Source organism: Sporosarcina sp. AD_1, from assembly GCF_057373025.1.
In genome coordinates, this window is record NZ_JBPVIR010000003.1 from 18,472 (window position 1) to 30,582 (window position 12,111).

The following is a 12,111-nucleotide window of genomic DNA, read 5'->3' on the forward strand; positions in this document are numbered from 1 at the left end:
TGCTTTTATGCTTCAGTTTTGCCAATGATGACGTCTGCCAATCTTTCTTTTCCCTCATCCTGTTGATGAAATGACAACTTCACGTTTTCCAAACGGATGGAATGATCGTCCCCTACTTTCTGTGAAAGGAGAACCGCCCACTCACCTGTCTCTTTTAATGGATCTTGCACATGAAAGATGCATTCCCGGATGGCCAGCTTTTCATTTTCAGGAGGCAGCGCACCTTCTTTTTTTAGTTTATCCATGCGGACACCTTCGGGCTCATCCCATTCAATGAAAAACGGATAAGGGAGCTCATCAGTGACTGGCTGGTCGATAAAAAGCATCTTCCACTTTTTCAATTCTCCTTGGGCCGTTTTACGCTGGGCTTCCAACACTCCCGACGTTTGAAATCCTTTATTTTCGACTTCTTCCTGAAACCCTTCGATGCCTTCCACCGAGAGACAGAGCGTCCCCCAGCCTTCGCCATCCGGAAGATCATGCAACAGAAGACGCGTCAGCGGGTGGTCCACTTGACTGGCAAGCTCAGATTTCTCGACTGCCAGCCATTCGACATACGCATTACCAGCATATAATAACGCATTATACGTTCCCCATTGCTCATGACGGCCTCCTTCAACAGCATGCCGTCCTTCTTCCGCTTGCCGCCGGACAACTTCAACCGGACTATTTTGTGTGAAATATACGACATGATCCAATTTCATACCCCAAACTCCTCCTCTTTATAGTAGCTATCTATTACTCTACATGATAGCATCAAGTTGTAAAATTGCATTGCATTGCATTGCATGTGTTAATTAAATAAGGGTACCCATACAATATATTTTATTATTATCGAAAGGAAGGTGTTTGCATGGATACCCCCTTTGTTCTTCATATCAGTGGTTCGTCATCGGAAACCGAGTGGATATCAGAACTTCTGGACTCAGAGCAGCTGCCGGGCGCAACGGTAAAATCAATCAAAGAAGGCCTGGACCGCCTAGATGTCCTGCATCCATCGGTCATTTTACTTTCTCTCCCATCTATGGCTGCTATGACATTGCTTTCGGAAATTAATGAACTGGCCGAACAGGCATTGGATCGCCTGATACCGTTGCTCATCATCGGTGATCCGCCATCGAACTTCGGCAAGGAAAAATTATTCGAGCAAGGGATCTTCGATTTCGTGGCGCGTCCTGTGGACCAGCAAGCTTTTCACCATCTTTTGCAGGCACGAATCGCTTTTAAACGAAAAGTAGACCAACTCTTCTCTTCAAGTAAACATTCTGATGAGAAGCTAGCGCAACCTCTATCTTCCCGGACAGTGGAAATTATTCTAATCGACGATGATCCGATCGCATTAGAAATAATGAAGCAACAATTTTCTGCCATACAAATAGATGATAGTGAGATAAAGATTATCACATTTAAGAATGGTGCCGACTTCGTTGCCGCCGATTGGTATGATCCGAAACATTATTACGCCATCATCCTGGATGGCATCATGCCGAAGATGACCGGGTTTGAAGTACTCTCTCATATCCGTTCCACCTATTCGAATAAAAACATCCTTATTTTCATGTTGACGTCCAGATCGGGCTCCTTGGACATGGAGCACGCATTGGAAGCCGGTGCAGATGATTACATCACCAAGCCGTTCCGTCCAAAAGAAGTGGCGCTTCGCGTGCAGCGGCTTATGACGAGGTTATTCAAATGAATGTGGATCTGTCGATTATTGGTTGGACCATTAGCGTTTTAGCAGCCCTGCAAGTCATTCTTCTCGCCATACTGATTTGGCGCAAAGTGCGGCGAAATCGTGTAGAACGAAAGGAACAGCAACGCTATGCCGAGCTGCTCCCCGAATTTGTTTCCTATTTATACGGCGAGTCGGAGCTGGACGTCGCCAAACTGAAAAATGATTATCGGGTCGCACAACGATTGGCTAGTGATATTATGTCTTCCACGAGTGACGAAGCCATTCAAGAGAAAGTCCGTTCAACCGCTTTCGCTGCTTTGCACAAACCTTATGAACGTGCATTGGAAGACCCCTCATGGCCTGTCCGCATGAATGTGCTGTATTATATCCAATCGTTCCAAATGAAAGGGCTTGCGCCCCTCTTACAATCCAAGTTTCAGAAGATGCCCGTGTGGAATGAAGAGAAAAAACAGATGGCCCGCACACTGGCTTCTCTTGGCGATACATCCATACTACCCGCCGTCTATTCAGGAAATCAGCATTCGCAAAAATTTTACCGGGATGTCTTATTGCGCTTTCCCGCGGAAGCCGACTTACATTTGCTTGCCTTTTATGAGGAGACCGACAATCCATCCTATCAATGCGCCTATTTGCAACGGATCGCTGATCGAGAAGCGCAGGAGCAGATCGCCCAGGTGGAAGCGGCGTTGGCTAGTAATCTTGCTGAAGTTCGTATTCAAGCGTTAAAAACGATTGGCAACCTGTACTATATGCACGCACCGGAGCTGTTGCGCCCGTTTTTCTTCGCGGCCCAATGGCAGGAGCGGATGTTGGTCGCTCAAACTGTTCGGAAACTTGACATACACCAGTTTTCGGAAGAGCTCGGCCAATTACTCAGCGATAGCGAATGGTGGGTCCGATACGCTGCGGCAGAAACAATCCTGGAAGTAGAGGGGGCTGAGAAATTGACGTACTACGTGAAGAACCATCCGGATTCCTTCGCCCGTGATATGGCTAGTCAATGGCTCAGTACGGAAAGCAGGTCGAATGCTTATGCATAATGCACTCTTCATCGCACTCAGCAGTTTATCGGCTTTTGTTATCATTTTTATGGCGGGGACAGCGATCAGCTATTTATTTCTTTTCCTATCCTCCATGCGAAAAGTAATACGGGAAGGTAAATTGGAGAAACGTTCCATTCTAGATGACCTTTCGTTGAAGGATCGGACCTATCCTGTGTCCATCCTTGTACCTGCCTACAATGAGGAAGTCGGCGTCATTTCTACGGTTCGGTCACTATTGACTTTGGATTACCCGGAATATGAAATTGTCGTCATTGATGACGGCTCCAAAGACCAGACATTGGCCAAGCTAATCAGCGCTTTCCAGATGAGACAAGTGAATCATGCGACAAGGCTCACGCTTCCCTCAAAGCCTATAAAAGGCGTTTACCAATCCGCGGCTTACCCGACGGTAAAAGTGATTTCAAAAGAAAATGGCGGAAAAGCGGATGCCCTGAATTGCGGAATCAATGCGTCTGTCTATCCGTATTTTTGCGCCATCGACGGGGATTCTATCTTAGAGCAGGATGCACTAATGAAAACTATGAAACCGATCATCGATTCGGAAGAGGAAGTCATTGCAGTAGGCGGTTCCGTCCGTATCGCGAACGGCATCACCATCTCGCGCAGCCAAGTCGAAAAGATCGACTTGCCACACAAACCGATCGTCATCATGCAAATCATCGAATACTTGCGTGCATTTTTGATAGGACGTCTCGGTTTCAGCCGATTCAATCAGCTGCTCATCGTCTCAGGAGCGTTCGGATTGTTCAATAAAGGCGCTGTCATCCATGCCGGCGGCTATACAGAAGGCCTCATTGGGGAAGACATGGAACTGATTGTCCGGCTCCATCGGGTTAATATCGAGAACAAATTGAAGAAACGGATTGAGTATATCCCGGATCCCGTCTGCTGGACCGAAGCGCCGGACACGTTCAGCGTATTGCGAAAACAGCGTGTACGCTGGCAGCGAGGGCTTGCCGAAACATTGCTGGCACACAAGAAAATGCTGTTCAATCCAGCATATGGTGCTGTGGGGCTGTTGACCTTCCCTTATTTCCTATTTGTCGAATTGCTCGGCTCTGTTGTGGAACTGGTTGGATTCCTGATTATTATTATCGGTGTCTTTTTTGATATTCTGAATCCCGTAATTGTAGGGACAATCTTTGCCGTCTCCATCCTTTATGGCTCGTTCATATCATCTCTCGCAGTTCTGCTTGAGGAACTGACCTTGCACAAATACCCGAAAGTCCGGCACCTGATTGTTCTGTTCGTCTGGGCACTGACCGAGTCACTTTGGTATCGCCCGCTACTCGTTCTTTGGCGAATCGAAGGGCTGCTTAATACGTTCAAGAAAAAGGCAGAGTGGGGGAACATGGAACGTAAAGGCATCTCATCGAATGAAGGATAAATGGTTATTATGAAAAATAGTACAAAGGAAACCCCGTCACACAACGACGGGGTTTCCTTTTATTCGATCGATTTAAAAAGCTGTTGCAAAATCGAGTAGGATTGTTTCAAGCGTTCTGTATGCGGTGGTTCTTCCCAAGTGTCCCACGTATACCGGTAGCCATCTTTTGCATCAGGCGCTAGTTGAAGCATTTTCCCCTTGTCATTCATGGCAGCCAGATACACACCGATATCGTCAATGGTTAGGCTGCTGGCCAGGCCATCTCCGCCATATAAATTCCCCATTACTTCCCGCTGACTCGGGTCTTTGAAATTCAGCAGAAGCCACGGCAAACGGACTTCCAGTACCCTGCCGTCCTCTGAAACCGCAAAGTCCGTCAGGGAATCGTACGATGTGGAATCTGGATTTCCATTGCCAAACTGAAGCTTCCCTGTCTCGTAATAAGAAAACGGCATGACTTCTCCCGTGTCCGGACGAGTCATTTCTTTATTTAACGCGAAGCGGATCGGATGAAAGATCCCATCTCCTTGTTTCGGCAACGAACCATCCATTTTCAACATATTCAGCTCGACGCCATACATGTAATAGAAAGGATCATACGCTGCTTGCACAAATGCCTTGCTGTCATCCTTGGACGTTAAGCTGATGTGGAAATCAGCTGTCGGTTTCGCCAGCTCTACACCGGGCAGCTGATTCGACGAACGGCTTCCCTGTTCCGGAGCGGTATCCAACATAAAATGAGCATCGACATCTTGCAGCCAGCGTCCCGCATCTTTTTTCAAATCGGCCCTCAAATACAGATACGCTTCATCATGATGGACATACATTCTTTCGATCGTGTCGTCAGACGATTCAAAGGCAGGAGCAATTCCCTTCCAATCGTCCATCTCGCCATCCACTCGGATCGACAGCGTATTAAAGCTGAGCAAACCGAAGTTCTGTTCGTTCGTTTGGACATTCGACCAGAACGGACGCCTGTCAGGATCATCCAGATCCATCGTGTTCCACGTCCGTTTAAACCATTCATCCTGCCAAGTGAAAACGAGACCGCCCATCAACCCCTCCTGAACGATATCTTCGTAGAGCCTACTTAAAATTTGGCCCTGTTCCTTTTCGGAATGAAAGCCCTGGTTCCAGCCATTCACATTCTCATGCGTCATCCCTCGGGAAGCCGGCATCCCAAATTCAGCGATTAAAATTGGCGTTTTAGTTGATTGATGTAAATCATTTAAATAGCCGGCATAATTATTCTTTTCACCACGATGGTCAATAAACTCGGTATACTTTTTCTCCAAATTCAAGAAATCCGGATAATAGGGATACACATGATAGGAAGCGAACATGCCTGCCTCCTGTTCCTCCCGGATAAACTGGATATGGTCAGGATGAACGCTGGCCATGTCTTCCTGCTCGCTCGGCTCGGCCGGCTGTTCCAGGTGATCCGTTGTCACCCAATTCGTATAGCTGATCGGTCGGGTCCAGCCGTACGTATCTGCCTCGTAGGATAGCAAATCGTCCATTCGTTCAGCAAGCCAAAGCTCAAACCCTTCTCCCCCATTTGTGCGAATATGCTTTCCTTCGTACTGGGGACGTTCGGCGTACACCTCTTTCATATTGGCTACCATATGTGGATACCACTCGATCCCAATGACCCAGCCCGAGACATATTCAGACACATCGGATGCGTAGACACCTGAAGCATGGCCTGGCCGGGGCTTCACAGTTGCATTTCCATGGATCACATCGGCAATCCGTTTCATCTCTTCCTCAAACGTTTGGACAATTTCAGGTGTGAAGGCATCGAGCGTCTCCTCCAAAGGTGCCTCATCCGCCCAGACGCCATGCAGAACATAGAGCTTTTGATCATGGGTTTCGTTGTACTCCAGCAACGCATCATAGAAGGCAGGCGGATGCAAGGTGTACACCCGAATCGTATTGGCATTCATTTCTCCGATTTGCTTGAACCACCTGCTATATTCCTCTTTCGTGATAGCTGCCTCTCCCGGAAATGAACCCGGCCGTCCCATGCCGAGGTTGACTCCTTTCACCGTCATTGGCTTCCAAGTTCCATTTTGAAACACTTCAAACTTTCCTTCTTCAATTCTGGAAGAATAGGTTAAGCCAGACGCAGTCTTCTCAAGCGCTTTATTCTCTTTCTTTTTCGGCTCTTCCTTTTCCAAGTGTCCTTTTACGATCGCTTGCATGACCGGCACATACGTACGCCAGAAAAATGAGCGATCTGAGGAGGAATCAAAACCGGAAACCCATTGATGCATTTTTGCATACCCTGCATATTGGTAAATGGACGGAACCTCTCCCACAGTACCGAACTCACCAGACAAATAATAATTTCCTCTGTTTTGTACAATTGCCGGGAAGCTCACAGGAAGTCCGGCCGCGTTTGCCTGTTCTTTTCCCTTCGCAGTAAGACCTAGCGAAAACTCCGCCATGGCCTCCCCCTCATCTCCTATTGCTTCCACCACGTCGAACCACCCTTCATAGAGAGGACTTTCCGTAATGCCAAAAACCGTTTTCCCTTTTTCGGTAAAACGCAGAATGTTGCCTGTACTTTCGACATCCCCCTTTTCCTCTGAAAATACAACGACTTCTTCTGTATTTTCATTCACAAACAAGTAGCCTGGCCCGGTAAATGACCAGGATTGGCCGGATGTCTTTTCGTATCCGCCAACAGACCATTTAGGCAAATCCTCATTGCTTTTTGATAAATCCTTCATATAGCGACCATTCCAACCCGTCTGGCGGATGCCGACCAGCTCGGAGGCAGCCGATTGAATATCAGAATCCATACCAGAAGACAGCGAATCAAATTCAAAGACGACTGTCGCATGTCGTTTACTCATGGCTGTCCTGATTCCATTCAGGGTTTCAATGTCCATTTGCACAGCGTGATCCGTTGTAGATGGCACATAAATAACATCTACCTCCTCAAAATCCATTGCATCCTTTGCCCGTTCCGGTCCGGGAATTTTCATATAACGCAAGAGCCATGATACCCCTTGAATAGATGCTTCTTCCCCAGACGTTTCCCATACGGCAAACTTTATCTTTTTATCAGATTGCACTTGCCAAACAAACCAAGGCAACAGAACAATCACCAGTACCACGGCACCGATTTTCAAGTATTTCACGCATGCACCCTCTCTCCTAAACTCTCATACTCGTATCATACCAAGTAGATATATTCCATGAAAGAAATTGCACAAAAAAAGACCGCCCCGAAGGACGGTCTCAGAATCTTGGTCCGTTCGTCTTTGGTGACGATGATCGCATGTTCGATTTGAGCGACGGATGAATTTGCAGGAGTACCCGATTAAACTGGGGAGGACTGTCAAATTTCGAACCGCTCGATTAAGTTAGACGACCGCTCGTATATTCATAATACCTCTCGATTAAGTTGGACAACCGCTCGTATATTACGCATACCTCTCGATTATTGAAAAGACCGCTCGTAAATTGCTCCGAACCTCTCGTATATCCTCACCAACCGCTCGTATGTTTTCCCGAACCTCACGATTAAGCCGCAACACACTCAAATTCCATCGACAAATAAAAAGACTGTAGGCAAACTCCGTAATTTCTCGAGTTTGTCTACAGTCTGAGACCGCCCTTAAGGAAGGTCACATTCACTTATCTTTCCTTCTCAAGCAATTCCATCGCCTCTGAGAATTCCCTATTAATTTCCTTGTTAGGACGATATGTGATCAAACTGACGATCACTGTCACGATCAGACAGATCGCAAAACCTGGAACAATTTCATACAGCGCATCTGACAACGCTTTAACATTGCCCCATACACCAACCGTGATCGCTCCTGCTACCATACCCCATAATGCGCCGGCTGCCGTAATTTTACGCCAGTACAACGACAAGATAATGATCGGACCGAACGCCCCGCCGAAACCAGCCCATGCAAATGAAACGAGCTTCAAGATGGATTCTTTGTTCGGCCAAGCAAGTGCCATCGCAATTAAAGATACAACAAGAACTGCCATTCTCCCAAGGAAAACGTACTGTTTATCCGATGCATCCGTTTTGATGACTGCCTTATACAAGTCTTCAATCAAAGCAGAAGAGGTTACGATCAATTGAGAAGAAATCGTACTCATAACAGCTGCCAGAACCGCAGCTAACATGATTCCTGCAATGAAAGGATGGAAAATGATTTGACCGAGGGAGATAAAAACTGTTTCCGCATCGACCAATTCCACATTCGTATTTTGATGATAGTAGGCAATCCCAACTAAAGCAGTTGCAATTGCTCCGAACAAGCTGAGAATCATCCAGCCAATACCGATTCTTCGGGCACTCTTTGTTTCCTTGACGGATTTGATGGCCATGAAACGCACGATAATATGCGGCTGTCCGAAATAGCCGAGACCCCAGGCAACAGAAGAAATAACTCCGGCGATCGTGACCCCTTTGACAAGGCTCAGCATGTCAGGATTCACTTCCCGGATTGTCGCAGTCGTCTCCGGCAAACCTCCTGTAATGAATACGCCTACAATTGGTACAAGAAGTAATGCTAAGAACATGATAAGACCTTGTACAAAATCAGTGTAACTAACTGCCAAAAATCCTCCGAACAGCGTATAAGCGATAACAACGGCGGACACAATCAATAGGCCAACATGGTAATCAAGTCCGAAAGAACTCAAGAAAAATTTGCCGCCCGCAACCATTCCGGATGAAACATAAAATGTGAAGAAAACTAAAATGATAATACCGGATGCAATCCGCAACAATCTGGATTTATCCTTCAGACGATTTTCCAAGTAACTAGGAATTGTAATGGAATCATTGGAAACTTGTGTATACACACGAAGACGAGGTGCAACCAATAGCCAGTTCAAGTAGGCACCGATTGTCAGCCCTACCGCAATCCAAGCTTCACCTAGTCCGTTCAGGTAAATAGCACCAGGCAATCCCATGAGCAACCAGCCGGACATATCCGCGGCTCCCGCACTCAATGCTGTAACAGCAGGACCTAGCGAGCGTCCGCCCAGCATGTAATCCGTCAAATTTGCTGTCCGTCTGAATGAATACCAGCCGATGAACAGCATTGCCGCCATGTACAAAATAATGGCAATTAGTTGATATACATCATTTGACATAGAATCTCCCCTTTCTTATTTAATTTATCATATCATTGTCAACACAAAAAGAAAGCAGGTATTTTCTGCTTTGTCCCGAATAGTATGGATGACAAAATATTTATTATTCCGGAGTATTTCCCGGGAAATGCTGAATATTCGACAGGAGGTTTTCATTTTGACACATAAGGAATGGTTATCCGTAACAATTGAAATGGCAGTGGAAAATGCAAAGAATGGTGGCGGCCCTTTTGCCGCTATCGTAGTGAGAGACGGCAAGATCATCGGCAAAGGGACAAACCAAGTACATGTGCTGCATGATCCTTCTGCTCACGCAGAAATGTCGGCAATTCGCGAAGCATGCGAAGCGCAGCAATCGATTGACTTGTCGGATTGTGTCCTGTATGCAAGCGGCGAGCCTTGCCCGATGTGTTTAGGAGCAGCGTATTGGTCGACTGTCGGCCACATTTATTATGCCTGCGGCAAACAAGAAGCGTCTGAGGAGGCCGGTTTTCCAAACCCGCTGGAACGCTATTTTATCGACCAGGATTTGCCCGGTGAACAACGGCTTGTCCCCTTTATCCAAGTAGCATGCGAAAATGCACTTGAACCATTTATCGAGTGGCAAAAGACAACTGGGCGCAAAAAATAGGTTTACAGAAAGAGTGCATCGGGAATTGGCTCGTAAGGAGGCGATTTGTATGCCATGGGATGAGCATGATTACCCCGCATCATTTAAGAATTTGGATAAAGAGGTACGCCATAAAGCAATCGAAATAGCAAATGCCTTGCTAGAAGAGAAGTACGACGAAGGTCGTGCTATAGCAATCGCCATTTCGAAGGCACGAGAGTATGTGCATGGAGATGAAAACAGCCGGACCACATATGAGGTGAAGCCAAAGGAAGAAGATTGGATTCTGGTGGAAAAGGGCGGAGACCGTGCAATTTATAAGGAAGCTGCAAAAGAGGATCTGCTTGATAAGGCAAAGCCCTATGTAAATGACCATGATGGCATCTTAGATATTTATCATGCAGATGGTTCTCTTCAAGATACACTTTACAAATAAAGAAGAGGCAGTCGACTGACTCTGCCTCTTCTTATTTTACTGTCTTTATTCAATAACGGCAGATCATTGTCGCATAAGTGCCTCTTCCACCGCCATCTCCCGCAACTTAAATTTTTGGATTTTACCCGAAGCCGTCATCGGGTACTCCTTTGTAAACATGATATATTTAGGAATTTTATGATATGAGATATTGCCTTTACAAAATTCCCGGACGGATGCATCATCCAGTTTGGCTCCTTCTTTTGGAATAATCCAGGCCATCAGCTCTTCCCCGTATTTCGGGTCAGGCACACCAACAATTTGCACATCTGAAATGCCAGGGTGCTGATACAAGAATTCCTCCACTTCACGCGGATAAATATTCTCCCCTCCGCGAATGATGACATCTTTGATCCTTCCAGTAATATCAATATAACCTTCATCATCCATGACTGCTATATCTCCTGTGTGCAGCCAGCCTTCCGGATCAATGGCATCATGCGTTGCTTCCTCATTATTATAGTAGCCTTTCATCACATGATAACCGCGTGTGCACAGTTCTCCAGGTGTCCCAATCGGCACTTCTTCCCCTGTGATCGGGTCAATGATCTTTACTTCGACATGAGGATGCGGTTTGCCAACTGTTGACACACGCTTTTCAATCGGATCATCCGTCCTCGTTTGCGTGATGACTGGTGACGATTCCGTCTGGCCATAACAGATCGTAATTTCACTCGCGCCCATATCATGGATTACTTGCTTCATGACTTCAATTGGACAAGTCGAGCCGGCCATAATTCCCGTCCGAAGCGAAGAAGTATCATACTTTTTAAAGTCCGGATGGTTGAGCTCCGCGATAAACATCGTAGGAACTCCGTGCAAAGCGGTACACCTTTCATCCTGTACTGCCTCCAGTACAGCCAATGGATCGAATTGCTCCACAATGACCATGGTTGTACCATGAGTAACAGCAGCCATGGTGCCGAGCACACATCCGAAACAGTGGAAGAACGGTACAGGAATGCACATCCGGTCTGCCTCGGACAAGTTCATATAGTCACCGATCAGTTTGCCGTTATTCACGACATTATAATGAGTCAGCATGACACCCTTCGGGAACCCGGTTGTTCCGGAGGTATACTGAATATTGATCACATCTTGTGGGTCCAACGTGTTGAATCTCGATTCCAAATCATCGTCAGATACACCCGCGGCATGCGCTAAAAACTCAGACCATTTGTAAATGCCCGGCTCTGCCCGATCTGTCATCAAGATGACCCGTTTCAGCTTCGGCAGCTTGGCACTTTCGATCCGGCCATTCCGGCTGTCGAGCAGCTCAGGGCAGATTGTCCGGATAATGTCGATATAACTCGTCCCCTTAAAGCCCTCATCTAAAATTAATGTCGTTGCATCCGACTGTATTAATAAATATTCCAGTTCTCCAGCTTGATAGTTCGTATTGACTGTGACTAACACCGCGCCCATCTTGCCAGTAGCAAACTGGCTCAGCAGCCATTCTCTCTTATTATCCGACCAAATGGCGACATGTTCTCCTTTTTGGATGCCCATGCCGATGAATGCCTTTGCCAATTCGTCTGTCTCTTTGTCGAATTGAGCGTAATTTCGCCGGATATTCAGTTCGGGATAGACATAGGCTTCCTGTTCAGGATGCATCTTAGCGCGTTCTCTTATTATTTGCCCAACGGTTTGATTCACTAAAGACATCGTCATGCTCCCTTCCCTAAATATTTCTCCCCTTACTATCCATATTATCACAAAACTTAGACAAACGAAACAAAACATTCT

General features: G+C 46.6%; 9 protein-coding genes. 5 read left to right on the forward strand and 4 right to left on the reverse strand.

Going from position 1 to position 12,111, the window contains the following annotated elements:
* Positions 1–5 precede the first annotated feature (5 nt).
* Positions 6–704 carry a VOC family protein gene (locus tag ACSW3C_RS06210; protein WP_486561555.1) on the reverse strand — a complete coding sequence of 233 codons (699 nt, stop codon included), beginning with the start codon at positions 702–704 and terminating at the stop codon, positions 6–8.
* A 149-nt stretch (positions 705–853) separates the two neighbouring features.
* Between ACSW3C_RS06210 and ACSW3C_RS06215 the strand changes: the two genes are divergently transcribed.
* From ACSW3C_RS06215 to ACSW3C_RS06225, 3 genes are read left to right on the forward strand one after another with little or no spacing between them, the layout of a single operon-like run.
* A complete protein-coding gene (locus tag ACSW3C_RS06215; RefSeq protein WP_486561557.1) occupies positions 854–1,696 on the forward strand; it encodes a response regulator in 843 nt (280 codons plus the stop codon).
* A complete protein-coding gene (locus ACSW3C_RS06220) occupies positions 1,693–2,736 on the forward strand; it encodes a HEAT repeat domain-containing protein (RefSeq protein WP_486561559.1) in 1,044 nt (347 codons plus the stop codon). The genes ACSW3C_RS06215 and ACSW3C_RS06220 overlap by 4 nt, the downstream gene beginning before the upstream one ends.
* Positions 2,729–4,147 (forward strand): glycosyltransferase family 2 protein, encoded by a 1,419-nt coding sequence (locus ACSW3C_RS06225; protein ID WP_486562098.1) that lies wholly within the window; start codon positions 2,729–2,731, stop codon positions 4,145–4,147. The genes ACSW3C_RS06220 and ACSW3C_RS06225 overlap by 8 nt, the downstream gene beginning before the upstream one ends.
* A 59-nt stretch (positions 4,148–4,206) precedes the next feature.
* On the opposite strand, the gene ACSW3C_RS06230 is transcribed toward ACSW3C_RS06225, so the two are convergent.
* Together ACSW3C_RS06230 and putP are read right to left on the reverse strand one after the other, a co-directional pair.
* Entirely contained in the window at positions 4,207–7,296 is a 3,090-nt protein-coding gene (locus ACSW3C_RS06230; RefSeq protein WP_486561561.1) for a hypothetical protein, read from the reverse strand.
* Positions 7,297–7,795: 499 nt separating this feature from the next.
* On the reverse strand, positions 7,796–9,280 hold the full coding sequence (gene putP, locus ACSW3C_RS06235) for a sodium/proline symporter PutP (protein ID WP_486561563.1): 1,485 nt from the start codon (positions 9,278–9,280) through the stop codon (positions 7,796–7,798).
* Positions 9,281–9,437: 157 nt separating this feature from the next.
* Here putP and ACSW3C_RS06240 point away from each other — a divergent pair, with 157 nt between their 5' ends.
* Positions 9,438–9,911, forward strand: coding sequence for a nucleoside deaminase (locus tag ACSW3C_RS06240; protein WP_486561565.1), 474 nt, complete (start codon positions 9,438–9,440; stop codon positions 9,909–9,911).
* A gap of 49 nt (positions 9,912–9,960) precedes the next feature.
* The gene (locus ACSW3C_RS06245; protein ID WP_486561567.1) at positions 9,961–10,326 is read left to right on the forward strand and encodes a DUF2188 domain-containing protein; all 366 of its coding nucleotides are present in this window, start codon (positions 9,961–9,963) and stop codon (positions 10,324–10,326) included.
* Positions 10,327–10,389: 63 nt separating this feature from the next.
* Here ACSW3C_RS06245 and ACSW3C_RS06250 read toward each other — a convergent pair whose 3' ends face one another.
* The gene (locus tag ACSW3C_RS06250; protein WP_486561569.1) at positions 10,390–12,030 is read right to left on the reverse strand and encodes an AMP-binding protein; all 1,641 of its coding nucleotides are present in this window, start codon (positions 12,028–12,030) and stop codon (positions 10,390–10,392) included.
* Positions 12,031–12,111: the final 81 nt, after the last annotated feature.

Coding starts and splice junctions, on each gene's coding strand:
- ACSW3C_RS06250 (WP_486561569.1), bottom strand. CDS start 12,030: ATGTCTTTAGTGAATCAAACCGTTGGGCAAATAATAAGAGAACGCGCT.
- ACSW3C_RS06245 (WP_486561567.1), top strand. CDS start 9,961: ATGCCATGGGATGAGCATGATTACCCCGCATCATTTAAGAATTTGGAT.
- ACSW3C_RS06215 (WP_486561557.1), top strand. CDS start 854: ATGGATACCCCCTTTGTTCTTCATATCAGTGGTTCGTCATCGGAAACC.
- ACSW3C_RS06220 (WP_486561559.1), top strand. CDS start 1,693: ATGAATGTGGATCTGTCGATTATTGGTTGGACCATTAGCGTTTTAGCA.
- putP (WP_486561563.1), bottom strand. CDS start 9,280: ATGTCAAATGATGTATATCAACTAATTGCCATTATTTTGTACATGGCG.
- ACSW3C_RS06210 (WP_486561555.1), bottom strand. CDS start 704: ATGAAATTGGATCATGTCGTATATTTCACACAAAATAGTCCGGTTGAA.
- ACSW3C_RS06225 (WP_486562098.1), top strand. CDS start 2,729: ATGCATAATGCACTCTTCATCGCACTCAGCAGTTTATCGGCTTTTGTT.